This window comes from Serratia sp. CY27727, from assembly GCF_052169275.1.
Lineage (GTDB): Bacteria > Pseudomonadota > Gammaproteobacteria > Enterobacterales > Enterobacteriaceae > Serratia > Serratia sarumanii.
In genome coordinates, this window is sequence record NZ_JBJNLB010000001.1 from 182,407 (window position 1) to 206,574 (window position 24,168).

Sequence of the window (24,168 nt, forward strand, 5' to 3'; positions counted from 1 at the left end):
AACGGATTCGGTTATAATGCGCTTATCATCCGTAATCTCAACCGTTATGAAAAAATTCTCTGTTAGAAATCACAAAGTTAAACGATTCAGCAAGCCGAATGCCGCCAAACCCGCCGCGCCGAAAGGGCCGCGCCGAATTGTGTTATTCAACAAGCCCTTCGACGTGCTGCCGCAGTTCACCGACGAAGCCGGCCGCGCCACGCTGAAAGAGTACATCCCCTTCCCCGACGTTTACGCCGCCGGGCGTCTGGATCGCGACAGCGAAGGGCTGCTGGTGCTGACCAACGACGGCCAGCTGCAGGCGCAGCTCACCCAACCGGGCAAGCGCACCGGCAAAATCTATTATGTGCAGGTCGAGGGCGCGCCGCAGGAGAGCGATCTGGCGCCATTGCGCAGCGGCGTCACGCTGAAAGACGGCCCCACGCTGCCCGCCGGGGTGGAGCTGGTGGCCGAGCCGCAGTGGCTGTGGCCACGCAACCCGCCGATCCGCGAACGTAAATCCATCCCCACTTGCTGGCTGAAAATCACCCTGTATGAAGGGCGAAACCGCCAGGTGCGTCGCATGACGGCGCATATCGGGTTCCCTACCCTGCGCCTGATTCGCTACAGTATGGGTAATCTTTCGCTGGGTTCACTGCAACCTGGTGAATGGAAAAGCATCGATTCCCTGTAGACCGATAACTGATGGAGGCGCCATGAGGAACACACTGACCGCGCTGCTGTTCACCGCACTGGCGGCCCCGCTCGCCGCCCAGGCCGCCAGCTTCGACTGCGCCAAGGCGGCAGGCAGCGATGAACGCGCCATCTGCGCCAACCGCACGCTGAACGATCTGGACGTGCAAATGGCCACAAAATACCAATTCCTGCGCGGCCTGTTCGCCATGGGCGCGCGCGGCGCGATGCAGGACAGCCAGCAGGCCTGGCTGGCAAAACGCCAGCGGTGCGGCGGCGACACCGCCTGCCTGCTCAAAAGTTATCGCACCCGCATCGCCGAGCTGGACGACATCTACCGGCGCATCGACAAACCGCTGTAAGGAGAGCGCATGTTCAAACCGCACGTCACCGTGGCCTGCGTGGTGCACGCCGCCGGCAAATTTTTAGTGGTCGAAGAGACCATCAACGGCAAAGCGCTGTGGAACCAGCCGGCCGGCCACCTGGAGGCCGACGAGACGCTGGTGCAGGCCGCCGAGCGCGAGCTGTGGGAAGAGACCGGCATCCGCGCCGCGCCGCAGGCGTTTCTGCGCCTGCACCAGTGGATCGCGCCGGATCGCACGCCGTTCCTGCGTTTTTGCTTCGTTATCGAGCTGGAACAGCCGCTGCCGACCGAGCCGCACGACAGCGACATCGATCGCTGCCTGTGGCTGAGCGCCGACGAGATCTTGCAGGCGCCTAACCTGCGTTCCGCGCTGGTGGCGGAGAGCATTCGCAGCTACCAGCAGCCGGAGCGCTACCCGCTGTCGCTGGTCGGCAGCTTCGCCTGGCCGTTTTAAGGGCGCGGGGCAGCACAAGATGAACAGTGCGCCGGCGCGGCCAACGTGGTAAAATCCTGCGCTTGTTTTTATCAGCACGGTTCGTGTTCAAGTTCGTGAGATCCCCATGTCAGACAACAGCCAGAAAAAAGTAATCGTCGGTATGTCCGGCGGCGTCGACTCTTCCGTTACCGCCTATCTGTTACAGCAACAGGGCTATCAGGTCGCTGGGCTGTTCATGAAGAACTGGGAAGAAGACGACGACGAAGAGTACTGCTCCGCCGCGACCGATCTGGCCGACGCGCAAGCGGTCTGCGACAAGCTGGGCATCGAACTGCACACGGTGAACTTTGCGGCGGAATACTGGGACAACGTGTTTGAGCTGTTCCTGGAAGAGTACAAGGCCGGCCGCACGCCGAACCCGGACATCCTGTGCAATAAAGAGATCAAATTCAAAGCCTTCCTGGAGTTCGCCGCCGAAGATCTGGGGGCCGATTTCATCGCCACCGGCCACTACGTGCGCCGCCAGGACGTGGACGGCAAGAGCCGCCTGCTGCGCGGCGTCGACGGCAACAAGGATCAGAGCTACTTCCTCTACACCCTGAGCCACGAGCAGGTGGCGCAAAGCCTGTTCCCGGTCGGCGAGCTGGAGAAGCCGGAGGTGCGCCGCATCGCCGAGCAGCTGGAGCTGGTCACCGCCAAGAAGAAAGATTCTACCGGCATCTGCTTTATCGGCGAGCGCAAGTTCCGCGACTTCCTCGGCCGTTACCTGCCGGCGCAGCCGGGCCCGATCGTCAGCGTTGACGGCCAGACCGTCGGCGAGCACCAGGGCCTGATGTATCACACCCTGGGCCAGCGCAAAGGGCTGGGCATCGGCGGCCTGAAAGACAGCAGCGAAGATCCGTGGTACGTGGTGGATAAAGACGTGGCCAACAACGTGCTGGTGGTCGCCCAGGGGCACGATCACCCGCGCCTGATGTCTACCGGCCTTATCGCGCAGCAGCTGCACTGGGTGGATCGCCTGCCGCTGAGCGGCCCGTTCCGCTGCACGGTGAAGACCCGCTATCGCCAGCAGGATATCCCTTGCACCGTGACCCCGCTCGACAGCGAACGCATCGAAGTGCGTTTCGACGAACCGGTCTCCGCCGTCACCCCCGGCCAGTCGGCGGTGTTCTACCAGGGCGAAATCTGCCTCGGCGGCGGCATCATCGAACAGCGCCTGGCGTAACTGCCCGGCAAAAGAAAAACGCTGCGTTTACCGCAGCGTTTTTTTATTCAAAATTCCACCTGCGCCCCCAGTTCGATCACCCGATTCGGCGGGATTTCGAACAGATCCGGCGCGCGCAGCGCATTGCGCTGCAACAGCTGGAACACCTTGCCGCGCACGCGCAAATACCAGGGCCGCTTGCCCAGCACCAGCGTATCGCGCGACATAAAGAACGAGGTCTCGTTCATGGTGAAGCTCATCCCCTCCAACCCACAGCGGTAAAGGATGTCCGTGACGTTGGGCGTCTCGCGCCAGCCGTAGCTCGCCACCACCCGCCAGAAACTCGCGGACAGCTGTTCGATCGCCACCCGCTGCACGTTATGCACGTACGGCATGTCGGTGGTGACGATGGTCAGCAGCACCACGCGCTCATGCAGCACCTTGTTGTGCTTCAGGTTATGCAATAGCACCAGCGGCACCGCGTGCGGCGTGCGCTCCATAAACACCGCGGTGCCCGGCACCCGCTTCGGCGGCGCCTCCTCCAGCGATTCGATCAGCGCGCTCAGCCCCTCCTGGTTGTCGCGCAGCCGGCGGATCAGGCGCGAGCGCTCGGTCTTCCAGGTCAGCATGATCAGCAGAATCATCAGCCCCAGCACCACCGGCAGCCAGCCGCCGGTCGCCAGCTTGATCAGGTTGGCGCCGAACAGCGGTACGTCGATGCACAGCATGACAACCAGCATCAGCCCGCCCAGCGCGCGCGGCCAGCCCCAGTTTTTCACCGCCACGATGCTCAGCAAAATCGACGACAGCAGCATGGTGCCGGTCACCACGATGCCGTAAGCCGAGGCCAGGTTGCTGGAGTGTTTGAAACTGATAATCACGATCAGCACCGCTGCGAACAGCAGCCAGTTCACCACCGGAATGTAGATCTGCCCGGACTCCTGATCGGAGGTATAGATGATGCGCATCGGCGGCAGGTAGCCCAGCCGCACCGCCTGCCGCGTCAGCGAGAATACGCCGGAGATTACCGCCTGCGAGGCGATCACCGTCGCCAGCGTGGCGATCACCAGCAGCGGGATCAGCGCCCAGGTCGGCGCCAGCAGGAAGAACGGGTTGTTGATCGCCGCCGGATTGGTCAGCAGCAGCGCCCCCTGGCCGAAGTAGTTCAGCACCAGCGCCGGCGCCACCAGCGTAAACCACGCCAGACGGATCGGCTTTTTACCGAAGTGGCCCATATCGGCGTACAGCGCTTCGGCGCCGGTGACCGACAGCACCACCATACCCAGCGCAAAAAAGGACACCGTCTTGTATTCGAGGAAGAAATTCACCGCCCAGTAAGGGTTCAGCGCCCGCAGCACGCCAGGGTGCTGCAGAATGCCGCCGATGCCCAGCAGCGCGAGCGTCAGGAACCAGATAACCATCGCCGGGGCGAACAGTTTGCCGACGCTGCCGGTGCCGCGCTTTTGTATCGCGAACAACGCGGTCAGCACCAGCAGCGACAGCGGCACGATAAAGCTGTCCAGTTCGGGGGCGATAATCTGCAGCCCCTCGATGGCCGAAAGCACCGAAATGGCCGGGGTGATCACCCCGTCGCCGTAAAAGAAGCTGCCGCCCACCAGCCCGATCAGCACCGCCGCCGGCACCCAGCGCGCATCCAGCCTGCGGATCGCCAGCGACATCAGCGTCAGGATCCCGCCCTCGCCGTCGTTGTCGGCGCGCATCACGAAACAAATGTATTTAATGGACACCACCAGCGTCAGCAGCCAGAAAATCAGCGACAAAAAGCCGTAGATTGAGGCCGGCGTCATGGTGATGCCCTCCTCCGCCGTCAGGCATTCGCGCAGGGTATACAGCGGGCTGGTGCCGATATCGCCGTACACCACGCCGATGGCCGCCAGCGTTACCGCCGGCAGCGGCTGCTTGTTTTTTACATGCATATTAAGGTCTTTATTTGAGGGCTCACGTTGGCAGTATAGATGCAGCCGCCGCACTTTATTTGCTGCCGCAACAATAAGTTCGCGCCGCCGCGCCGGCGATTTTCGCCGCCTGTCTGCGCAGTTCTGCGCCGTACGGTGCCTCCGCCTCGTCTCGGGCGTATTAGACGCTGGGTTTAGCCTCGATTTTGTGGCATGATCCGCGGCATTCGTTGTCATCGTTGTTACAGCCACGCCCGTTCGTTACCGTTCGCGGCCGCCGCCGTTACCCCTGCGATACACACAACCTTATGCAGTAAGCCATGTACCGTTCACAGCGTTTACAGGAGTAATCGTGGCGAAGAATTATTATGACATCACGCTGGCCATGGCGGGTATCAGCCAGTCGGCGCGTTTGGTTCAGCAGTTGGCCCATGAAGGGCAATGCAACCGCGAAGCCTTTCAGACCTCGCTGAAAAGCCTGCTGCAGATGGACCCGCCCTCCACGCTGGCGGTGTTCGGCGGTGAAGAACGCAATTTGATGGTCGGCCTCGAAACCCTGATGGGCGTGCTTAACGCCAACAACAAAGGGCCGGGCGCGGAACTGACCCGCTACACCATCAGCCTGATGGTGCTGGAGCGCAAACTCAACGCCAACAAACAGGCGATGAACACGCTCGGTGAACGCCTCAGCCAGCTCGAACGCCAGCTGGCGCACTTCGATCTTGAGTCGGACACCATCATCAGCGCGCTGGCCGGCATTTACGTCGACGTGGTCAGCCCGCTCGGGCCGCGCATCCAGGTGACCGGCTCGCCGGCTATCTTGCAGAACCCGCAGGTGCAGGCCAAGGTTCGTGCCACGCTGCTGGCCGGCATTCGCGCCGCCGTGCTGTGGCAACAGGTCGGCGGCAGCCGCCTGCAGTTAATGTTTTCCCGTAATCGTCTGTTCAAGCAGGCGCAAAATATCGTTGCTCATTGTTAATCGATCCCAGGAGTTGCTACCGATGGAATTATCCTCACTGACCGCCGTTTCCCCCGTTGATGGACGCTACGGTGATAAAGTCAGCGCACTGCGCCCCATTTTCAGCGAATACGGTCTGCTGAAATTCCGCGTACAGGTTGAAGTACGTTGGCTGCAAAAACTGGCGGCCTGCGCAGAAATCAAGGAAGTTCCCGCTTTTGACGCCGACGCAAACGCTTTCCTCGACAAAATCGTCGCGGAATTCAATGAAGAAGACGCTCAGCGCATCAAAACCATCGAGCGCACCACCAACCACGACGTGAAAGCGGTCGAGTATTTCCTGAAGGAAAAAGTGGCGGCGGTGCCTGCGCTGCACGCGGTGTCCGAGTTCATCCACTTCGCCTGCACCTCCGAAGACATCAACAACTTATCGCATGCGCTGATGCTGCAAAGCGCCCGTCAGGACGTGGTGCTGCCTTACTGGCGCAAGATCATCGACGCGCTGAAAGGGCTGGCGCTGGAATACCGCGATATTCCGCTGCTGTCGCGCACCCACGGCCAGCCGGCGACCCCGTCGACCGTCGGCAAAGAGTTCGCCAACGTGGCTTACCGCATGGAGCGCCAGTACCGCCAGCTGGAGCGCGTGGAGATCATGGGTAAAATCAACGGCGCGGTCGGCAACTACAACGCCCACATCGTCGCTTACCCGGAAGTGGACTGGCATCAGTTCAGCGAAGCGTTCGTGACCTCGCTCGGCATCACCTGGAACCCGTACACCACCCAGATCGAGCCGCATGACTACATCGCCGAGCTGTTCGACTGCGTAGCGCGTTTCAACACCATTCTGATCGACTTCGACCGCGACATCTGGGGCTACATCGCCCTGAACCACTTCAAGCAGAAGACCATCGCCGGCGAAATCGGCTCTTCCACCATGCCGCACAAGGTCAACCCGATCGACTTCGAAAACTCCGAAGGCAACCTGGGCCTGGCCAACGCCGTGCTGGGCCACCTGGCGGGCAAACTGCCGGTGTCCCGCTGGCAGCGCGACCTGACCGACTCCACCGTGCTGCGTAATCTGGGCGTAGGCCTGGGCTACGCGCTGATCGCCTATCAGGCCACCCTCAAAGGCATCAGCAAGCTGGAAGTGAACCAGGCGCACCTGCTGGACGAACTGGATCACAACTGGGAAGTGCTGGCCGAGCCGATCCAGACCGTGATGCGCCGCTACGGCATCGAGAAGCCTTACGAGAAACTGAAAGAGCTGACCCGCGGCAAGCGCGTGGACGCCGCCGGCATGCAGGCGTTCATCGATGGCCTGGCGCTGCCGGAAGAAGAGAAAACCCGTCTGAAGGCGATGACCCCGGCCAACTACATCGGCCGCGCCACCACCATGGTCGACGAGCTGAAATAAGCGCTTTAGCCTGACAACGACAAGGCGGCCTGCGGGCCGCCTTTTTCTTTGCTATTCGCCGCGCAGCACCTGCAGCCGGGCTATCTGCCGCCCCTGCGCATCGAAGTTGTCCGCACTCAGCCAGCGCGCCAGCGCCTGCCGCACCGTCGGCCAGCGGTCGGCGGTGATGGCGAACCAGTCGGTATCCCGGCTGCGCCCCTTGACGATCACCGCGAAGCGGAAGTTGCCCTCGTAGCGAAAGCCAAAGCGCAGCGCGGCCTGGCGGGACGGCGCGTTATGACTGTCGCACTTCCACTCGCAGCGGCGGTAGCCCAGCGTGTCGAAGGCATAGCGCAGCAGCAGCGCGATGGCCTCGGTGGCGCTGGAGCGCTGTTTCATCAACGGCGACCAGCTGACGTGGCCGATCTCCAGCACCCCGTTGGCTTCGTCGATGCGCATCAGCGCCACCGTGCCCACCGGCGCATCGCTGGCGGCGTCGAACACCGTCAGATTAACCAGCGCCGGGTTGGCCTGCAGCGTCTCCAGATGCTGCAACATCGCCGCCGGCGTATCGGGCCGTTCGATGGACAGATAGGTCCAGTCGCGGCCGTCCGGCGCCAGCTGAAACGCCTCGAACAGCGCGGCGTAATCCCGCTGCGGCTCGAGCGGCGCCAGCGAGCAGAAACGCCCGCCGAGCGTCGCGCCGCCGGGGCGGCGAGCCGGCTGCCAATCCGGCATCAGTTCTCCGACCGGCTGACCATAACGATTCATTGCCATACACGCCTCCTGCGGTTAACGGGTATAAACGATAAACGAGCTTCTTCTGCCGATTTTGTCGTACAGCGAGCGCGCCGGCGCGTTGTACTCCTGGGTCATCCAGTAGACCCGATCGCTGCCGCGCATCTCTGCCAAGCGATACGCCTGTTCGAACAGCTTTTCCGACACCTTGTGGCCGCGCGCCTGCGGCGACACATAGAGATCCTCGATATAACAATAGCCGACCGCGCTCCAGGTGGACGGGTGGAACACCAGGTTCATCAGCCCCAGCAGCCGGCCGTCGGCATCCTGCGCCACCAGCCCGTACACCTGTTCATCCTGCCCCAGGCGTTCGAAGGTGCGATCGGTCACCTGTGGCGCCACGTCGGCGCGGTAAAAATCGAGATAGCCCTGCCACAGCGCCAGCCATTGCGCTTTGTCGCCGCCATTGATTCTGCGGATAGTCACTTCAGGGTTGTATGGGTTCATAGCGCCTCACGGAGTAAGATGTTATTTCCATTAGGGAAATAACCGGATAGCGGCAGAATACACCGCGCGGCGACGGTACAATACGGACCAATACGAAACGCAGAGCAGACCAATTTTAGCCGTCGCTTGCCACCGGCAGCGCGTTGAACACCTGCGCCAGCGTCGCGATAAAGCGCACGATCTCATCCGGCGTATAGGCCGAGAAGCCGAGCACCAGCGCCCCGCGCTGCGGCGTGCCGGTGTAGAAGTCCGCCAGGCCGTACAGCCGAATCCCCCGTTCGGCGGCGGCCGCCACCAGCCGCCGCTCCGTCGCCGCATCCGCCAACGGGCACACCAACTGCAGCCCGCCCTGCGGCAACGCCGGGCGCGTCCAGGCCGCCAGGTGACGATGCACCGCGTCGTACAGCACGTCCAACCGCGCCTTGTACAGCGTGCGCATATTGCGCAGATGCTCGGCGTAGCCGCCCTCGTGCAGGAAGTGGAACAGCGTCATCTGCGCCAGAGCCGACGTGTAGCCGTCCTGAAACTGCCTGGCGGCGACCAATGGCCGCACCAGCTGCGGCGGCGCAATCATGAAACCGATGCGCAGCCCCGGAAACAGCGTCTTGCTGAAGGTGCCGATGTACAGCGTGCGCCCGCCGCTGTCCAGCCCCTGCAATGCCGCCTTGGTTTGCCGGTCATAGTTGAACTCGGCGTCGTAGTCGTCTTCGATGATCCAGGCCCGCTGCCGCTGCGCCCACTGCAGCAGCGCCAGCCGCCGCTCGAGGCTCAGCGAATACCCCAGCGGGTAGTGATGGGACGGCGTGATGTAAACGCCCCGTCCGCCGCCCGAGGCCTGCATCAACTGCCCGACGTCCAGTCCCTGCTCGTCGATGCCGATCGGCCGCGCCTGCAGCCCCGCCGACTGCACCAGCTTTTTCGCCCCTTGGTAACCCGGCTCTTCGACGAACACCGCATCGCCGGGATCGAACAGCACCTGGGTACACAGCGCCAACGCCTGCTGAGAGCTGGTCACCACGATCACCTGTTCCGCCGTCGCCTTCACGCCCCGCTCCCGCTGCAGATAGCGCGCGATCTCCGCGCGCAGCTCCGGCAACCCTTGCGGATCGGCATACCCCAACAGCCGCTCGCCGTGCCGCCGTAGCGCCTGCTTTTCCTGCTGCAACCATTGCTCGATGGGAAACGCCCGCAGGTCCGCCAGCGAAGGCGTCAGTGAAGCCTGGCGGCTGGTGTGCGGCGTATGGCTGACCGACAGCAGCGCCCGGCCGCGATCGCTCAGCTCGCGCTCCGCCAACCGCGCCTCTTGCCCTGCCGCCGTCGCCAGCAGTTCACGGCCGAGCAGCGTGTCGCAGCGATAACGCACAAAGCTGCCGCGCCCCACCGTTCGGCTGATGAACCCCTCCGCTTCCAGCCGCGCGTAGGTCTGTTCCACCGTGTCGCGCGCCACCGTCAGCCGGGCCGCCAACGCGCGGCTCGGCGGCAGCTGCGTCCGCCAGGCCAGTTCTCCGGCGGCGATTAGTTGTATCAGGGCCTGATGCAGCGCCGAACGCCGGGTCAGGCCTTGCCGCCGCTGCTGCGCGAAGGCGGCCAGGATCGCCGCGTCGTCCGCGTGTCGTGGGGTATCGCTCATGGGGTATTTGTTTCTCCTGGCTCAGGGGCCGACGCACTACTCTACCTCATTTCACCCCGGCGGCGGCGGCAGTTGCGCTGCCCGGCGAAATCCCCTTAAATAAGCCATCGCATTGCGGCTACAGGACTTCCGTCGGCTATGAGCAAGGAGACCAACCAGCGTCTGCTGGACAAACTGCAGCAGGATCTGGCCAGCGCGGGCGCGATGCCGCTGTATTTGCGCTTCAACGCCTCGGTGCGCCAGGCCATCGAGCAGGGGTTGCTGAATGCGGGGGATTTTTTGCCCAGCGAGCGCCTGTTCACCGAACGGCTCGGCATCTCGCGCATCACGGTGCGCAAGGCGCTGGCCTGCCTCGAGCAGGACGGCATCATCGGCCGTTCGCGCGGCTACGGCACCTTTATCCAACCGCAGCGGCCCGAGCCGAAGCTGTTCTATTCATTGGCGGACGTCAAAGGATTCTCGCGCGAGGTAATACAGCAGGGGCGCCGGCCGGATACACAGTGGATCAGCCGCGAACGGATACCCGCCGGCGCTGAGCTGGCTGAAAAGCTCCAGCTGGCGGCCGGAACGCCGATCTACCAACTCAAACGCATTCACCTGATCGATCGGCGGCCAATGTCGGTGGCGGTGTCCTACGTGGTGGCGGCGGCGATTGCCAACGTCGACGAGATCGGCATCTCGCTGTACGATTACTTCCGGCGCAATAAAGTGGAGATGGGATCGCTGCGCAGCCAGGTCAGCGCGGCGATGGCCGACGACGATATCCGTCAGGCGCTGCGGCTCTCGGAGCCGATGCCGCTGCTGATCGTGCGCCAGACGCTGTTCGACCACCAAAAAAAGCCGATCGAATACAGTGAAAGCTTCTGCCGCAGCGACATGTACGAATTTACCAGCGAAAGCTGACCCGTTGCGTCACGCGGCGGCTTACGACTCGCCCTGCCGGCGGCGGCGAAAACGCGCGAACGCCTGAACGTAAACCCCGATATCCAGCGGATTCACCCGTTTTAACTCCGCCAGCAGCCCCGGCTCAATCGCCTCGGCGCCGTGCAGCGCGCCGCAAATCGCGGTGGCCATCGCGCCGATGGTGTCGGTATCGCCGCCCAGGTTGGCGCACAGCACGGCGCACCGGGTAGGATCGGTTTGCGCCAGCTGCACCATCGCCAGCGCTGCGGGCACCGACTCGATGGTGCTCACCCCGGCCCCGATCAGCTGATACACCCGCTCGGAGGCCTGCTCGGTGCCGGTGGCTTCATCCACCACCTGAAACGCCAGTTCGATGCGCGCCGCCAGCGAAGGGCTGAACGTCGTCTCCTGCCGGCGCTGGGCATACTCCGCCACCCCCGGCAACGCCAGGCGAATGGAGGCCCAGTCAGCCCCTTCCACCGCCCGCGCCACGGCCCAGGCGATCGCCACCGCACCGGCGACGGCGATGTCGGATTTGTGCGTCGGGCTGCAGGCCAGCCACACCTGTCGGCAGAAGTCCTCCAGCGGCGCGGAAGGCAGCACGCAGCCCAAAGGCGAAATGCGCATCGCCGCACCGTTGGTGATGCCGTTGTTTTCCAACTCGGCGATCGGTGTGCCCGCTTTCTGCTCGCTCAGCGCCAGTTTGGAACTGGGGCCGAGAATGTTCTTGTTGAAAGCGTCAAAACCGTCCACCCAGCGGATCACGTTGCGGGCGATCAGCTCCGGCACCACCTCGCCTTGCGCCTCCACCAGCGCATCGGCCAACGCCAATGCCATCGCGGTATCGTCGGTATATTGCCCGGCCTTGAAATAACAGGCGGCGGTGTTCTCCGCCGGCCCGTCGAGAAAGCCGTCTATCCAGCCGAAGTGGCGCTTAACCCGCTCACGCGGCCACAGCTCGGAAGGCATGCCGAGCGCGTCGCCCAGCATCTGTCCGTAAAGTGCGCCCGCTATGCGTTCCCCCTGGGTTAACTGCTTCATCCGTCGCTCCTGAGAAAATGTGCCGATGCCTCAATAATACCTTATTAGTACCTTTAAAGCTTATCAAGCGCTCCGGCTCACACGTTCTTTCCGCGAGCAATGCCCGGCGCGTTTAAGTTGCGTTTAACGTCGCCCCGCCGCTGTTTATCCGACGTTTATCAGAACTTGTCGATAATGTCGGCGAACAAATTGATAACGCTTATTTTAATACATTGCTTCGGCTCTCTTGCGAGCCGGGCGGGTTATACCTACCATAGCCTCAGCACTTTTTGTCAACATGGTTCAGGTGGCCGCGTTATCCCCTGACACGCCGCAGAGCGTGTTCCCTTTTTATCGCGTGGGTGACAGGACGTTCACCCGCATAGTCACAGGAGTTCGCCATGCGAGTACTGGTTGTTGAAGATAATGGTCTGCTGCGCCACCACCTTTCCGTTCAGATGCGCGAGATGGGCCATCAGGTCGACGCGGCCGAAGACGCCAAGGAAGCCGATTACTTCCTGCAGGAGCACGCGCCGGATATCGCCATCGTCGATCTCGGCCTGCCGGGTGAAGACGGTCTGAGCCTGATCCGCTGCTGGCGCGCGCACCAGGCCAAGCTGCCGATCCTGGTGCTGACCGCCCGCGAAAGCTGGCAGGACAAAGTGGCGGTGCTGGAAGCCGGCGCCGACGACTATGTCACCAAGCCGTTCCACCTGGAAGAAGTGATCGCCCGCATGCAGGCGCTGATGCGCCGCAACAGCGGCCTGGCTTCGCAGGTGATCGTGCTGCCGCCGTTCCAGATCGATCTGTCGCGCCGCGAACTGAGCGTCAACGATCGGCAAATCAAGCTGACCGCCTTTGAATACACCATCATCGAAACCCTGATCCGCAACGCCGGCAAGGTGGTGAGCAAGGATTCGTTGATGCTGCAGCTCTACCCGGACGCCGAGCTGCGCGAAAGCCACACCATCGACGTGCTGATGGGCCGCTTGCGTAAAAAAGTGCAAGCGGAATACCCGCATGAAGTGATCACCACGGTACGTGGCCAGGGCTATCGTTTTGACGCGAAGTGAACATAATGTTCAACAAGAATAAAAAACCGTTTTCGCTGCGTGCCCGCTTCCTGATGGCGACCGCCGGGGTGATCCTGGCGCTGTCGCTCTCTTACGGTTTGGTGGCGGTCGTCGGCTATATCGTCAGCTTCGACAAAACCGCCTTCCGCCTGCTGCGCGGCGAGAGCAACCTGTTCTTCAGCCTGGCGCAGTGGAAAGACAACAAGCTCACCATCGCCATTCCCCCCGATATCGATCTCAACTTCCCGACGCTGGTATTTATCTACGACGATAAAGGCAACCTGCTGTGGAGCCAGCGCAAGGTGCCGGAGCTGGAGAAGCTGATCAACAAGGAATGGCTGGAGGAGTCCGGCTTTTACGAAATCGACACCGACACCCGCGTCAGTAGCGAAGTGCTGGGGGACAACCCCAAAGCGCAGGATCAGCTGAAGAATTACGACGATACCGATCAGAACGCGCTGACCCACTCGGTGGCGGTCAATACCTATGCCGCCACGCCTCGCCTGCCGGCGCTGACCATCGTGGTGGTCGACAGCATTCCGCAGGAGCTGCAGCGATCTGACGTGGTGTGGGAGTGGTTCAGCTACGTGCTGTTGGCCAACCTGCTGCTGGTGGTGCCGCTGCTGTGGCTGGCGGCCTACTGGAGCCTGCGGCCGATCAAGGCGCTGGTCAATCAGGTGGGCGAGCTGGAGAACGGCGAACGCGATCAGCTGGATGAGAACCCGCCCAGCGAGCTGCGCGGGCTGGTGCGTAATCTGAACATTCTGGTGCGCAACGAACGCCAGCGCTACACCAAGTACCGCACTACCCTGTCGGATTTGACCCACAGCCTGAAAACGCCGCTGGCGGTGCTGCAAAGTACCCTGCGCTCGCTGCGCAGCGGCAAACAGACCACCATCGAAGAAGCCGAGCCGATCATGCTGGATCAGATCGGGCGCATCTCGCAGCAAATCGGTTACTACCTGCACCGAGCCAGCATCAACTCCGGCCAGACGGTGCTGACGCGCGAGATCCATTCGGTGCCGGCGCTGCTCGACAGCCTGGTGGTGGCGCTAAATAAGGTTTATCAGCGCAAAGGGGTGGTGATCACGCTGGACATCTCGCCGGAAGTGACCTTTATGGGCGAGAAAAACGACTTTATGGAAGTGATGGGCAACGTGTTGGAAAACGCCTGCAAATACTGCCTGGAGTTCGTGGAGATCACCTCGCTGCACTCCGAGAAAAACCTCACCATCGTTATCGACGACGACGGCCCGGGGATCCCGGAAAGCAAGCGCCAGCTGATCTTCCAGCGCGGCCAGCGGGTGGATACTCTGCGCCCCGGCCAGGGCCTGGGTTTGTCTGTGGCGGCGGAGATCATCGAGCAGTACGACGGCGAAATCGTCATCAGCGACAGCCCGCTCGGCGGCGCGCGCATGCAGGTCACCTTCGCCCGCCAGCACGACACCCACCACAACGAGTAAATTATGCCGCTGCGGCCCCGATCCACGGGGCCAAACTTCCGTTATAATCGCACACAGGCTCACTCCTCTCTCCTGGAATAGAACATGGATTATCAATTAGACCTGGACTGGAACGATTTTTTGCAACGTTATTGGCAAAAGCGTCCGGTGATTCTGAAGCGCGGCTTCAAAAACTTTATCGATCCGATCTCCCCGGATGAGCTGGCCGGGCTGGCGATGGAAAACGAAGTGGACAGCCGCCTGGTCAGCCACCAGGACGGCCGTTGGCAGGTCGCGCACGGCCCCTTCGAGAGCTTCGATCACCTGAGCGAAAACAACTGGTCGCTGCTGGTGCAGGCGGTGGACCACTGGCATGAGCCTTCCGCGGCGCTGATGCGCCCGTTCCGCCAGCTGCCGGACTGGCGGATGGATGACCTGATGATCTCCTTCTCGGTACCGGGCGGCGGCGTCGGCCCGCACCTCGATCAGTACGACGTGTTCATCATTCAGGGCACCGGCCGCCGCCGCTGGCGCGTCGGGGAAAAAACGCCGCTGAAACAGCACTGCCCGCACCCGGATCTGCTGCAGGTGGAGCCGTTCGACGCCATCATCGACGAAGAGATGGAGCCGGGCGACATTCTCTACATTCCGCCGGGCTTCCCGCATGAAGGCTACGCGCTGGAAAACGCGCTCAACTATTCGGTGGGCTTCCGCGCGCCGAACGGCCGCGAGCTGGTGAGCGGCTTCGCCGACTACGTGCTGGCGCGCGAGCTGGGCAGCAAACGCTACGGCGATCCGGACGTTAAACTGCGCGAACACCCGGCGGAGATCCTGCCGCAGGAAGTGGACGCCTTACGGCAGATGATGCTGGATCTGGTGCAACAGCCGGAACACTTCCAGCACTGGTTCGGCGAGTTTATCTCCCAGTCGCGCCACGAGCTGGATCTGGCGCCGCCGGAGCCGCCGTATCAGGCCGGGGAAATCTACGAGCTGCTGCAGCAGGGTGAAGCGCTGCAGCGCCTGGGTGGGTTGCGCGTGCTGCGCGTCGGCGATCGCTGCTTCGTCAACGGCGAGCTGATCGACACCGACCAGCTGCAGGCCGCAGACGCCCTTTGCCAGCACTTCAGCGTCGACGCCGCCCTGCTCGGCGACGCGGTGGACGACCCGTCGTTCCTGGCGCTGCTGACCGCGCTGGTCAACAGCGGCTATTGGTATTTTAACGACTGAGTTCTCGGGGCCGTGGCTCCTGTTGAACATAATACCGGCCCGCTTAGGCGGGCCTTTTCTTTGGGTGTAAAAAGTTGGCAACACTTCGACACATGGAAACAAAATATTAATAGTTGTGAAACCTAAACGAAATAATATTAAACTAGCTTTTTAATACATTAACGAAATTTCATGGACGATGAAAAATGGAAAATTACGCAATACAAGGAAAGGTCATTAAATTACTACGTATGGACTACCCCAAAGTTAATCATTTTCATACGGATACACGCTTACTTTTAGACAGAACACAAGTATTGATTCATAATACATCCTTTGAATACAAGCAGTTACTGGAAAATGCAAACCAGGTAATTGAGGATAAAAGGATCCAACCATTACAGCATCGCTTAAGCGCCTATGTGGATCTCGATATATTTCCCAGCGAAAACTCAACAAGCCAGAACGAAGCCATCTTCTATCATCAGTTTTACCCCACTCTTTCCGACATCGTTAACAATAACCTATCATTTATCCAATTCATTGAAAAAATAGGAAGTGAAATAACGAGACGCTCGATCCCCGTTAGGAAAGCAAATATAAGAACTGTCCCCGATAAGGATGGAAGCTACACTGAATTCATTGATATTTCACTATTAAGCGAATCACTCTCCAACCTGCGAGAGTACGCAAAGGGAAATAGCGATGATAACAAATTACTTCATGCTATCATTTTCGCAGTCATGTTTATGCATATCCACCCTCTGCAAGATGGGAATGGACGCGCCGCCAGAATCCTTTTTAATCTCATGTTACAAATAAAGCCGCTTAGCTACCTCCCTCTTACTGAGCTTTGTCATTTTGCACGTAGTGGTTATGTACTTAGCTTACGCGAAGCCTTTTTATTTTCCGAATGGGACAATATTATTAAGTTTTATTGTAATTGCATCCACCTGCTTTACGGCTCTGCAACGAGTGAGTTAACTAGCATGCAGTAAAAATTGCATGCTACTTAGCTAATTTAATGACAATGGAGTATTTATGTTAACTGAAAAAGACATTCTGTTAATCAAGACAACCACCATGACCGATACTCAGGTCGATAAAATCAGTACGCAGCGATAACTGAGCTTGGCATGAAATAGAATTTGTTTATCAAATAATTTTCAAGAGTATGGTGTGGGCCCGCATCATACTGTAAAGAAGATTAAAGGTAAAAAGATGGAAAAAATACTATTTTTATTGAAATATTTTAACAAATCATCAAGTTACACAGTAAAACGTCAATTTTACACTTTGATTTTAATCTCGGTGATCGCCACATTTTTATTTTCTGTGCAACCGGTAATTATGGCTTACCTAATTAATGCCATTGAGGAAAAGGAATTCAGTTTATCTCTTTCCATCATTACCCTTGCTATCAGTTATATCGCCATTATGAGCATGCGAAAGCTCTCTTCAGCATTAAACTTCATATTAATCACATCGCTACGTAACAATATCGTGATCAACATGACTGATAATTATTTTAAAAGCCTTTTCAATTTGAAAGAAGTAAATAGCCATGAAAATACGGGAGATATCACCCAACGTTTAAATCAGGCTATAGATGAATTGACAATTTTACTGAGGAATATCTCACACAACCTACTCCCCCCTCTATTCCAGCTAGGATTCAGCATTTCAATTATTTTATTATCCGGAGACTACCTCGTATCATCACTATTCTTAATTTATTTTATCCTTTACCTTCACACTAAGAAAAAATTCAACAAAAAAATCTCTGAACTTTACTCTGATTTTTACTCTACCTCGGTAAAAAAATACAGCATCATCACTGACAGCGTTAAGAACATGGAGGCTGCCAGAGTTTGCAATACATATGAATTTTTATTTAACAGATACAAAACACTCCTTAACAAGATTGAAGATAAACATGAGGCATTACTCAAAACAGATTTCAAACTCTTACTTATTGAAGCATTACTAAGTATCTTTTTCTTCGGCTCATCGTTTTTACTTTCTCTTTATTTTGTTATAAGCAAGGGGATTACCTTAGGTCACTTTGTCATGATAGCCTCTTACATCATGTTATTGGCGACTCCCTTAGAGAACATCGGTTCCATGTATACGGCGATGCAAAAGTCCACAGCATCCTTATATACATTTATTACATCAATCAAGCCGCCGACAACTCAAAACTCACACACCACCGATTTACAAGACACGGCAGTTTCGATCACGCTAAGAGATGTGCAATATTCATATGATAAAAACGGGACATATGCCATTAAAAATATGAACATTGAATTCTCGCACGCTGGCTTTTTCACTTTAACGGGACCTAGCGGAGCAGGAAAAAGCACGTTAGCAAAATTGATTTCAGGTGAACTGGAACCTGATGCTGGAAGGATATATTTAAACAGCAGTGAAATAAATTCACTATCAATTAAGCAGCGGGCTGAAATAATTTTCCACGTCGCTCAAAATGACTATATATTTATGGATACACTCCGATTTAACCTGCAAATTGCGTGCCCAGATGCCTCTGATGAAAAACTCCTTATGGCTTTGAAGCACGCACAGCTCAATGACCTTCCACTTAATAACTCAACCTCGTTATTGGATCTCAGAATTGGCGACAATGGCATGACATTATCCGGAGGGCAGCGCCAGCGATTATCTTTGGCTCGACTGTTTTTACGTCAACCTAAAATCATCATTTTGGATGAAGTGACTTCATCTCTTGATTTCATTAATGAAAGAGAGGTACTGGAAAACATCAAAGCCGCTTATCCATCTTCTATCGTGATTAATATCAGCCATCGACGTTCCACCTTCGATTACTCAGATGAAATCATCGTGCTGGATCAACAAGGCATTGCAGATAGGGGGGAGCTGTCCTCATTGGCTGATAGAAACATCTATATTCAATCCATTCTGCATAAAAATACATTGGACGCCGCTGTCTGAAAGAATCAATACCAAACGCCCCGACAGCATCAGTAGCGTAACCAGGCTCGTCATCCAATGTACCAATCATAAAGTTTTTATCCCTGGCGCGCCTGCGCGCGGTAATCCGCCAGTTCCCCCGCCGTCATGCCCGCCTGCTCCGCCGCCGCGCAAATCTGCCGCCAGGTATTGGCGTCTATCGGTATGCCCTGCTCCAGCCGCGCCGCGCGGTTGGCCTCTTCCCATTCTCCCGGCACCGCGATCGGCTGTTCGCCGTTCGGCGGCGAAGCCTTCACCCAACCGATAAACGCTTCGGCCTCGGCCTGCATTTGCGGGGCGTCGAAGGCCTGAGGATCGAGGATCAGGGTGGTCATGCAGTTGAAGATGGCGTCGCTGTCGGCTTTCAGCGTGGCGGCGTGGGTGGTGCGGCCGCCGGAGAGCGCGCCGCCGAGGATTTCGCACATCGCCGCCAGCGCATAGCCTTTGTGCAAGCCGAACGGCAGCAGCGAACCGAACGGCGCTTCGTGCATCACCTTCGGTTCGGCAGTCGGCCGCCCGTGTTCGTCGATCAGATAGCCCGGCACCACCGACAACCCTTTGTTATAGGCCACCCGAGTCTTGCCGAAGGCGATGCCGCTGGTGGCGAAATCCAACAGCAGCGGCGTGCGGCCCGGCCGCGGGAAAATGGCGCAGAACGGGTTGGTGCCGAAGCGGCGATCGCTGCCGCCGAACGGCGCCACCATCGGATCGCCCACCACGTTGACGAAGTGAATCGAGATAAAACCGGCGCGGGCGCACTGCTCCGCCCAATGGCCGATGCGCCCGATATGGTGCGCGTTGTGCAGCGCCACCGCCGCCAGGCCCAGCTTGCCGGCGCGTTCAATGCCCAGCGCCATTGCTTCGCTGGCCACCACCTGACCGAAACCGCGCGCACCGTCGAGCGTCAGCACCGCGCCGGCGTCGCGCACCACTTCGGCGTGCTGATTGAGCTGCAATTGCCCCTGCGCCAACGACGCCATGTAGCTGGGGATCATGCCGACGCCGTGCGAGTCGTGCCCGGCCAGATTGGCCTGCACCAGATGATCGGCCACCAGCTCGGCTTCGCGCGCCGTACTGCCGGCCTGGCGCCAAATCGCCTGAACGAACTGCGCCAAATGCGGGCTGGCGATACGGTATTCGGTGCTCATCATGCGGTCCTTATGCGTGGGGAATGTGCTTCCACACTATGAGCAACGCCTTGTTGCAGCAAGCGATTATGATAATCGCAAGCGTCCCGTTTACCGCGCCCGCTCGGCGGCCAGCGCCGCGATGCGCATGATCACCGCCACCGCTTGCTCCATGCCTTCCAGCGTCACGAACTCATGCTTGCCGTGGTAGTTGTAGCCGCCGGTGAACAGGTTCGGGCACGGCAGGCCGCGGAACGACAGCTGCGCGCCATCGGTGCCGCCGCGGATCGGCTTCATCACCGGTTCGATGTCGCAGTCGCGCATCGCCTGCTGCGCCAGCGCAATCACGTGCGGGTGCTCCGCCACCTGTTCGCGCATGTTGTAATAGCTGTCTTCGATGCTCACTTCGATATAGCAATCGCGCGGCAGGCCTTTGCCGACCTCGCGGGCGATGTCCACCATCTTGCGCTTGCGCGCTTCAAACCCCTCGCGCTCGAAGTCGCGCAGGATATAGTGCATTTCGGCGCGCTCAACGCTGCCCTTGATGCTGCTGAGGTGATAAAAGCCCTGGTAGCCTTCGGTGGTCTCCGGCGCTTCGTCCGCCGGCAGCGCCTGATGAATGCGGGTGGCCAGCGACAGCGCGTTGACCATCACGCCCTTGGCGCTGCCGGGGTGCACGCTGTTGCCGAGGATTTTGATCGTCACCGAGGCGGCGTTGAAGTTCTCGCACTCCAGCTCGCCGACCCCGCCGCCGTCCACGGTATAAGCCCATTCGGCATTGAAGGCCGCCACGTCGAACAGCTGCGCCCCCTTGCCTACCTCCTCGTCCGGGGTGAAGGCTACGCGGATGTCGCCGTGCGGGATTTTGCGCGCGCGCAGGCGCACCATGGCGGTGAGGATCTCGGCGATACCGGCCTTGTCGTCGGCGCCCAGCAGCGTTTTGCCGTCGGTGGTGATCAGGGTTTGCCCCAGCATCTGGTGCAGGATCGGGAACATCACCGGCGACAGCACTTCATCGCCGATGCCGAGCGCGATGTCGCCGCCGCGATAGTTCTCGACGATCTGCGGATTGACGTGTTTGCCGCTGAAATCCGGCGAGGTATCCAAATGGGCGATAAAACCGACCGCCGGCACCGGCCAGGCGACGTTGCCCGGCCAGGTGCCCATCACGCAGCCGTGTTCGCTGAGCGACACCCGCTCGAAGCCGAGCGCGATCATTTCCTGCTGCAACGCGCGCGCCAGCTTCAACTGCCCGTCGGTGCTCGGCACATGCTTTACGTTCGCTTTGGACTGGGTGTCGAAAGAGACGTAGTTGAAAAAGCGGTCAAGTAATTTGTCCATGGTAGCGGCCCCTCAGAATATCGCGTTTCATTATGCGGAACCGATCAGGATCAAATATTGCGTCAGGTCATTTTTAACCAGAATTCGCCAATATCATTAATCTTTGTGATGATTTCTGAGGGAAATAACACTGTCATCACAGGGTCATTTGTCGCTATCATGATGAAAAACGCGGCATCTGGGCCGGATCGGCTTTCAATTCCGGCATTCAGCGTCTATCATGCGCGCTCGAAAAATTTCCATTGGCGCAACTGGTTTGAGCTTCATTTGATCAGCGGGCATCCCGCAAGCTCCGGCAGTCTTTTCCAGTTGCGGTTCTATCTGCATTAGCCCACGGGATAGAGTAATACGATAAATGACTGAGACATCCTCTCGAGCACCCCTTGTTGAACTGCATGCCCTGAGCAAAGCGTTCGATGGCAAAACCATCATTGCCGATCTCGAACTGACGATTAACCACGGCGAATTCCTCACCATTCTCGGCCCCTCCGGCTGTGGCAAAACCACGGTGCTGCGCCTGATCGCCGGTCTGGAAGACGCCGATTTGGGCCGCATCGTGCTCGACGGCCAGGACATCACCGCCATTCCGGCCGAACATCGCCACGTCAACACCGTGTTTCAGAGCTATGCGCTGTTTCCGCACATGTCGGTGTTCGACAACGTCGCCTTCGGCCTGCGCATGCAAAAGGTGCCGGCGGCGGAACTGACGCCGCGCGTCGAAGAGGCGCTGCGCATGGTGCAGCTTGATGCCTTCGCCCAGCGGCGGCCGGGCCAGCTCTCCGGCGGCCAACAGCAGCGCGTGGCCATCGCCCGCGCGGTGGTCAACAAGCCGAAGGTGCTGCTGCTGGACGAATCGCTGTCGGCGCTGGACTATAAGCTGCGCAAACAGATGCAGAACGAGCTGAAGGCGCTGCAGCGCAAGCTGGGCATCACCTTCGTGTTCGTCACCCACGATCAGGAGGAAGCGCTGACCATGTCGGATCGCATCGTGGTGATGCGCGAAGGCCGCATCGAGCAGGACGGCACGCCGCGTGAGATCTACGAAGAGCCGAAGAACCTGTTCGTCGCCAGCTTTATCGGCGAGATCAACATCTTCGACGCGGTGGTCTTGCAGCGCCTCGATCCGCAGCGGGTGCGCGCCAACGTCGAAGGCCGCGAGTGCGACATCTACGCCGATCTGCCGGTGGAGCCGGGCCAAAAGCTGAAGGTGCTGCTGCGCCCGGAGGATCTGCGGGTAGAAGAAGTGAACGACAGCGCGCAGCACGACGGGCTGATCGGCTACGTGCGCGAGCGCAACTACAAAGGCATGACGCTGGAATCGGTGGTCGAGCTGGAGAGCGGTAAAACGGTGATGGTCAGCGAGTTCTTCAATGAAGACGATCCGGACGTCGATCACTCGCTCAATCAGAAGATGGCGGTGACCTGGGTTGAAAGCTGGGAGGTGGTGCTGGCCGATGAAGAAATCGCGTAAAGTCTTCCAGAATGTGGTGATCGTCGGCGTCGTCGCCTGGCTGCTGCTGTTCGTGTTCATGCCGAACCTGATGATCATCGCCACCAGCTTCCTGACCCGCGACGACGCCAATCTGGTGCAGATGGTGTTCACACTGGACAACTATCGGCGCTTGTTCGATCCATTGTACGCCCAGGTGCTGCTGCACTCGCTGAACATGGCGCTTATCGCCACCCTGTGCTGCCTGGCGATCGGCTATCCGTTCGCCTTTATCCTGGCGCGGTTGCCGCAGAAGGTGCGGCCGCTGCTGCTGTTTCTGCTGATCGTGCCCTTCTGGACCAACTCGCTGATCCGCATCTACGGCCTGAAGCTGTTTCTCAGCACCCGCGGCTATCTCAACGACGCGCTGCTGTGGATCGGCGTCATCGACAAGCCGCTGCGCATCATGTACACCTCGGAAGCGGTGATCCTCGGCCTCGTGTATATCCTGCTGCCGTTTATGGTGATGCCGCTCTACTCCAGCATCGAAAAGCTCGATAAGTCCTGCCTGGAGGCGGCGCGCGATCTCGGCGCCGGCAAGCTGCAGACCTTTATCCGCATCATCGTGCCGCTGACCATGCCGGGCATTATCGCCGGCTGCCTGCTGGTGGTGCTGCCGGCGATGGGGCTGTTCTTCGTCGCCGATCTGATGGGCGGCGCCAAGAATCTGCTGATCGGCAACGTGATTAAAAGCCAGTTCCTCAATATCCGCGACTGGCCGTTCGGCGCGGCCACCAGCATCTGCCTGACGCTGGTGATGGGGCTGTTGCTGCTGGTCTATTACCGGGCCGCCCGCCTGCTGAACAAGAAGGAGGATCCGGCATGATCGGACGTCTGCTGCGCGGCGGCTTTATGACGCTGGTATACGCCTATCTGTATATCCCGATCGTCATCCTGATCGTCAACTCCTTCAACGCTTCGCGCTTCGGCATCAGTTGGCAAGGAGCCACCACCCAGTGGTACAGCACGCTGCTGAATAACGACAGCCTGCTGCAGGCCGCCGGCCACTCGCTGACCATGGCGGTGCTCTCCGCTACCTTCGCCACGCTGATCGGCTCGCTGACCGCGGTGGCGCTGTACCGCTACCGCTTTCGCGGCAAGCCGTTCGTCGGCGGCATGCTGTTCGTGGTGATGATGTCGCCGGACATCGTGATGGCCATCTCGCTGCTGGTGCTGTTCATGCTGCTGGGCATTTCGCTCGGCTTCTGGTCGCTGCTGTTCTCGCACATCACCTTCTGCCTGCCGTTCGTGGTGGTGACCGTCTACGCGCGCCTGAAAGGCTTCGACGTGAAGATGCTGGAGGCCGCGCGCGATCTCGGCGCAAGCGAGTTCACCATTCTGCGCAAAATCATCCTGCCGCTGGCGATGCCGGCGGTGGCGGCCGGCTGGCTGCTGAGCTTCACCCTGTCGATGGACGACGTGGTCGTCTCCTCCTTCGTTACCGGGCCGAGCTACGAGATCTTGCCGCTGAAGATCTATTCGATGGTGAAAGTCGGCGTCTCGCCGGAGGTCAACGCGCTGGCCACCATTTTGCTGCTGCTGTCGCTGGTGCTGGTGATCGCCAGCCAGTGGGTGATGCGCGATCGCGCGCCCAAGGCCGAATAATCCTCCCCGCCGGGCGCTGTGGCGCCCGGTTGTGATCCCCTTCACAATCGGCACCGGTTGTCACTCCCTGACCATCGGTGCCTATTTCCGCCCCGCCGATTGCAGCGGCGAAAACTTCCCCCTATAACTGAATCCAGGCAAGGTGCCTTATTT

Annotated in this window: 23 protein-coding genes; 16 read left to right on the forward strand and 7 right to left on the reverse strand. The window is 59.3% G+C overall.

Annotated features, from left to right (window positions below; genetic code table 11):
* Positions 1-46 precede the first annotated feature (46 nt).
* The 4 genes from rluE (at position 47) to mnmA (ending at position 2,697) form a co-directional block, all read left to right on the forward strand.
* Positions 47-673: a 23S rRNA pseudouridine(2457) synthase RluE gene (gene rluE, locus ACJ8HB_RS00940; RefSeq protein WP_033653870.1), complete on the forward strand. Its 627-nt coding sequence runs from the start codon at positions 47-49 to the stop codon at positions 671-673.
* A gap of 22 nt (positions 674-695) precedes the next feature.
* Complete coding sequence (locus ACJ8HB_RS00945; protein WP_047567930.1) at positions 696-1,034, forward strand: lysozyme inhibitor LprI family protein; 339 nt, start codon at positions 696-698, stop codon at positions 1,032-1,034.
* A 9-nt stretch (positions 1,035-1,043) separates the two neighbouring features.
* Positions 1,044-1,490, forward strand: coding sequence for an NUDIX hydrolase (locus ACJ8HB_RS00950; protein ID WP_041034763.1), 447 nt, complete (start codon positions 1,044-1,046; stop codon positions 1,488-1,490).
* Between the two features lie 106 nt (positions 1,491-1,596).
* Positions 1,597-2,697, forward strand: coding sequence for a tRNA 2-thiouridine(34) synthase MnmA (mnmA, locus tag ACJ8HB_RS00955; RefSeq protein ID WP_033638220.1), 1,101 nt, complete (start codon positions 1,597-1,599; stop codon positions 2,695-2,697).
* Between the two features lie 47 nt (positions 2,698-2,744).
* On the opposite strand, the gene kup is transcribed toward mnmA, so the two are convergent.
* Positions 2,745-4,613: a low affinity potassium transporter Kup gene (gene kup, locus ACJ8HB_RS00960; RefSeq protein WP_033646371.1), complete on the reverse strand. Its 1,869-nt coding sequence runs from the start codon at positions 4,611-4,613 to the stop codon at positions 2,745-2,747.
* 331 nt (positions 4,614-4,944) lie between these two features.
* Between kup and hflD the strand changes: the two genes are divergently transcribed.
* Together hflD and purB are read left to right on the forward strand one after the other, a co-directional pair.
* Entirely contained in the window at positions 4,945-5,571 is a 627-nt protein-coding gene (hflD, locus tag ACJ8HB_RS00965; RefSeq protein WP_033638217.1) for a high frequency lysogenization protein HflD, read from the forward strand.
* Positions 5,572-5,593: 22 nt separating this feature from the next.
* Entirely contained in the window at positions 5,594-6,964 is a 1,371-nt protein-coding gene (gene purB, locus ACJ8HB_RS00970; RefSeq protein WP_033638215.1) for an adenylosuccinate lyase, read from the forward strand.
* Positions 6,965-7,015: 51 nt separating this feature from the next.
* On the opposite strand, the gene ACJ8HB_RS00975 is transcribed toward purB, so the two are convergent.
* The 3 genes from ACJ8HB_RS00975 to pdxR all read right to left on the reverse strand — a co-directional run bounded on the left by ACJ8HB_RS00975 (position 7,016) and on the right by pdxR (position 9,818).
* Positions 7,016-7,720, reverse strand: coding sequence for a GNAT family N-acetyltransferase (locus ACJ8HB_RS00975; RefSeq protein ID WP_047567933.1), 705 nt, complete (start codon positions 7,718-7,720; stop codon positions 7,016-7,018).
* Positions 7,721-7,735: 15 nt separating this feature from the next.
* Positions 7,736-8,188 (reverse strand): GNAT family N-acetyltransferase, encoded by a 453-nt coding sequence (locus ACJ8HB_RS00980; RefSeq protein ID WP_047567935.1) that lies wholly within the window; start codon positions 8,186-8,188, stop codon positions 7,736-7,738.
* Between the two features lie 115 nt (positions 8,189-8,303).
* On the reverse strand, positions 8,304-9,818 hold the full coding sequence (pdxR, locus tag ACJ8HB_RS00985) for a MocR-like pyridoxine biosynthesis transcription factor PdxR (RefSeq protein WP_047567937.1): 1,515 nt from the start codon (positions 9,816-9,818) through the stop codon (positions 8,304-8,306).
* Positions 9,819-9,956: 138 nt separating this feature from the next.
* Between pdxR and ACJ8HB_RS00990 the strand changes: the two genes are divergently transcribed.
* The gene (locus ACJ8HB_RS00990; RefSeq protein ID WP_039566493.1) at positions 9,957-10,721 is read left to right on the forward strand and encodes a GntR family transcriptional regulator; all 765 of its coding nucleotides are present in this window, start codon (positions 9,957-9,959) and stop codon (positions 10,719-10,721) included.
* 21 nt (positions 10,722-10,742) lie between these two features.
* Here the strand turns inward: ACJ8HB_RS00990 and ACJ8HB_RS00995 are convergent, their stop codons facing one another.
* Complete coding sequence (locus tag ACJ8HB_RS00995) at positions 10,743-11,762, reverse strand: ADP-ribosylglycohydrolase family protein (protein ID WP_047567940.1); 1,020 nt, start codon at positions 11,760-11,762, stop codon at positions 10,743-10,745.
* A 380-nt stretch (positions 11,763-12,142) separates the two neighbouring features.
* Between ACJ8HB_RS00995 and phoP the strand changes: the two genes are divergently transcribed.
* The 5 genes from phoP to ACJ8HB_RS01020 all read left to right on the forward strand — a co-directional run bounded on the left by phoP (position 12,143) and on the right by ACJ8HB_RS01020 (position 18,435).
* Positions 12,143-12,814 (forward strand): two-component system response regulator PhoP, encoded by a 672-nt coding sequence (phoP, locus tag ACJ8HB_RS01000; protein ID WP_442520183.1) that lies wholly within the window; start codon positions 12,143-12,145, stop codon positions 12,812-12,814.
* Positions 12,815-12,819: 5 nt separating this feature from the next.
* Complete coding sequence (gene phoQ, locus ACJ8HB_RS01005; protein ID WP_033638202.1) at positions 12,820-14,277, forward strand: two-component system sensor histidine kinase PhoQ; 1,458 nt, start codon at positions 12,820-12,822, stop codon at positions 14,275-14,277.
* Between the two features lie 84 nt (positions 14,278-14,361).
* A complete protein-coding gene (locus tag ACJ8HB_RS01010; RefSeq protein WP_004941161.1) occupies positions 14,362-15,483 on the forward strand; it encodes a ribosomal protein uL16 3-hydroxylase in 1,122 nt (373 codons plus the stop codon).
* A 185-nt stretch (positions 15,484-15,668) separates the two neighbouring features.
* Positions 15,669-16,460, forward strand: a complete 792-nt coding sequence (locus ACJ8HB_RS01015; protein ID WP_047567942.1) for a Fic family protein — start codon at positions 15,669-15,671, stop codon at positions 16,458-16,460.
* Positions 16,461-16,683: 223 nt separating this feature from the next.
* A complete protein-coding gene (locus tag ACJ8HB_RS01020; RefSeq protein WP_047571643.1) occupies positions 16,684-18,435 on the forward strand; it encodes an ATP-binding cassette domain-containing protein in 1,752 nt (583 codons plus the stop codon).
* Between the two features lie 77 nt (positions 18,436-18,512).
* On the opposite strand, the gene ACJ8HB_RS01025 is transcribed toward ACJ8HB_RS01020, so the two are convergent.
* Positions 18,513-19,601 (reverse strand): malate/lactate/ureidoglycolate dehydrogenase, encoded by a 1,089-nt coding sequence (locus ACJ8HB_RS01025; RefSeq protein WP_047571644.1) that lies wholly within the window; start codon positions 19,599-19,601, stop codon positions 18,513-18,515.
* A 90-nt stretch (positions 19,602-19,691) separates the two neighbouring features.
* Positions 19,692-20,921: a peptidase T gene (pepT, locus tag ACJ8HB_RS01030; protein WP_004941154.1), complete on the reverse strand. Its 1,230-nt coding sequence runs from the start codon at positions 20,919-20,921 to the stop codon at positions 19,692-19,694.
* A gap of 57 nt (positions 20,922-20,978) precedes the next feature.
* Here pepT and ACJ8HB_RS01035 point away from each other — a divergent pair, with 57 nt between their 5' ends.
* From ACJ8HB_RS01035 to potC, 4 genes are read left to right on the forward strand one after another with little or no spacing between them, the layout of a single operon-like run.
* The gene (locus tag ACJ8HB_RS01035; RefSeq protein ID WP_101456414.1) at positions 20,979-21,251 is read left to right on the forward strand and encodes a hypothetical protein; all 273 of its coding nucleotides are present in this window, start codon (positions 20,979-20,981) and stop codon (positions 21,249-21,251) included.
* A gap of 25 nt (positions 21,252-21,276) precedes the next feature.
* Positions 21,277-22,392, forward strand: coding sequence for a spermidine/putrescine ABC transporter ATP-binding protein PotA (potA, locus tag ACJ8HB_RS01040; protein WP_033653862.1), 1,116 nt, complete (start codon positions 21,277-21,279; stop codon positions 22,390-22,392).
* The gene (gene potB / locus ACJ8HB_RS01045) at positions 22,376-23,236 is read left to right on the forward strand and encodes a spermidine/putrescine ABC transporter permease PotB (protein WP_047567944.1); all 861 of its coding nucleotides are present in this window, start codon (positions 22,376-22,378) and stop codon (positions 23,234-23,236) included. Before potA ends, potB begins: the two co-directional genes overlap by 17 nt.
* Entirely contained in the window at positions 23,233-24,015 is a 783-nt protein-coding gene (gene potC / locus ACJ8HB_RS01050; protein WP_047567947.1) for a spermidine/putrescine ABC transporter permease PotC, read from the forward strand. The genes potB and potC overlap by 4 nt, the downstream gene beginning before the upstream one ends.
* The last annotated feature ends 153 nt before the right edge of the window (positions 24,016-24,168 follow it).